General features: G+C 38.8%; 2 protein-coding genes. Both read left to right on the top strand.

Annotated features, from left to right (window positions below):
* Positions 1-314: 314 nt before the first annotated feature.
* Positions 315-767: a gp53-like domain-containing protein gene (locus C6H66_RS26295; protein WP_181150310.1), complete on the top strand. Its 453-nt coding sequence runs from the start codon at positions 315-317 to the stop codon at positions 765-767.
* Positions 768-791: 24 nt separating this feature from the next.
* Positions 792-1211: a tail fiber assembly protein gene (locus C6H66_RS24845; protein ID WP_105397047.1), complete on the top strand. Its 420-nt coding sequence runs from the start codon at positions 792-794 to the stop codon at positions 1209-1211.
* Position 1212: the final 1 nt, after the last annotated feature.

Raw genomic sequence — 1212 nt, 5'->3', positions numbered from 1 at the left:
ACATTCTCTGAACTTACAAGGCAAGATGGTGCTAATTTTTTGCTGATTTATTACTCAAAATGTGTTTGTAATTTCTTCGCGGCTAATATCTTTCTCTCTAATTCGCCACTTTGGTTATTTATTGATACGTGAATATACGCGATCTTTACCATATTTAGATCCGTTTAACACTTTAAAAAGCTGAGTTGATAAGAGTTACGGTAAATTAATGAGTTATGGTAAACCTTGGTTTAGTGGAAACCGTAAATAAGGCGAATAATGCGGTGCCGAGCAGTCGGAAAATTAACGGCAAGGCGTTGAGTGGGGATGTCAGTTTGAATGCCGGAGATGTGGGGGCTCAACCTGTGGGCAATTATGCCGTTCATGGGGAAATCTATACCAAATCAGAATCAGATGACAGATACCAACCCCTCGGAAACTATCAGCCAGCTGGAAATTATACAGTCAGGGGAGAAAGTTACACGAAAGGGGAATCAGACGGCAGATATGGTGTAAAAAATACTGCAAATCTATCTGCAAATGGCTGGTGGAAATGCGGGAATACAGGGTTAATCTATCAATGGGGAATATCGGTAACGGGTGGTGTAGTTAAATTTCCTATTCCATTTAAAAATAAGTGTTTTTCTGTTATGACGAATATTTATTATGACCGTCCAGTTAAGGGTGGTGATAATCAATGGCCCGTTTTCAATCTATTTACTGATAGCTTCCAAACACAGTATAAATCAGCTGGCTGGTTCTTTACGTGGTTTGCTGTTGGGGAATAATCTACAAAAAGGATTAAATAAGATATGTATTATTACAGTCCAAAGCGGGATAATTTTTATCCAGCAGAGTTTAAGCAAGATTATATTGATGCCGGGAGTTTTCCTGATGATGTTATAGAAGTCAGTAATGATATTTATCAAGAATATGCTGCTAATAATGCGCCAGAAGGAAAATACCGTATAGCAGGCAAAAATGGTTTACCGGAATGGGCGGATATCCCTCCACCCACAAAAGAAGAATTGCAGCAACAGGCTAAACTTCAAAAGCAGCAATTAATAGCCGAAGCAACAAACCAAATCGCACCATTACAAGATGCTATGGATCTAAATATGGCAAACGATGAGGAAAAAGCACAGTTAGTAGCTTGGAAAAAATACCAAATATCACTGAGCCGTATTGATGTTACATCAGCACCAGACATTAACTGGCCTAAAAAGCCATAGT

Origin of the sequence: Photorhabdus hindustanensis (assembly GCF_002968995.1) — a bacterium.
GTDB lineage: Bacteria > Pseudomonadota > Gammaproteobacteria > Enterobacterales > Enterobacteriaceae > Photorhabdus > Photorhabdus akhurstii.
This window is presented reverse-complemented; position numbering and strand designations above follow the sequence as displayed.

What these genes read in the sequence shown, in the direction of transcription:
- C6H66_RS24845 (WP_105397047.1), top strand. Translation starts at nt 792, where the DNA reads ATGTATTATTACAGTCCAAAGCGGGATAATTTTTATCCAGCAGAGTTT.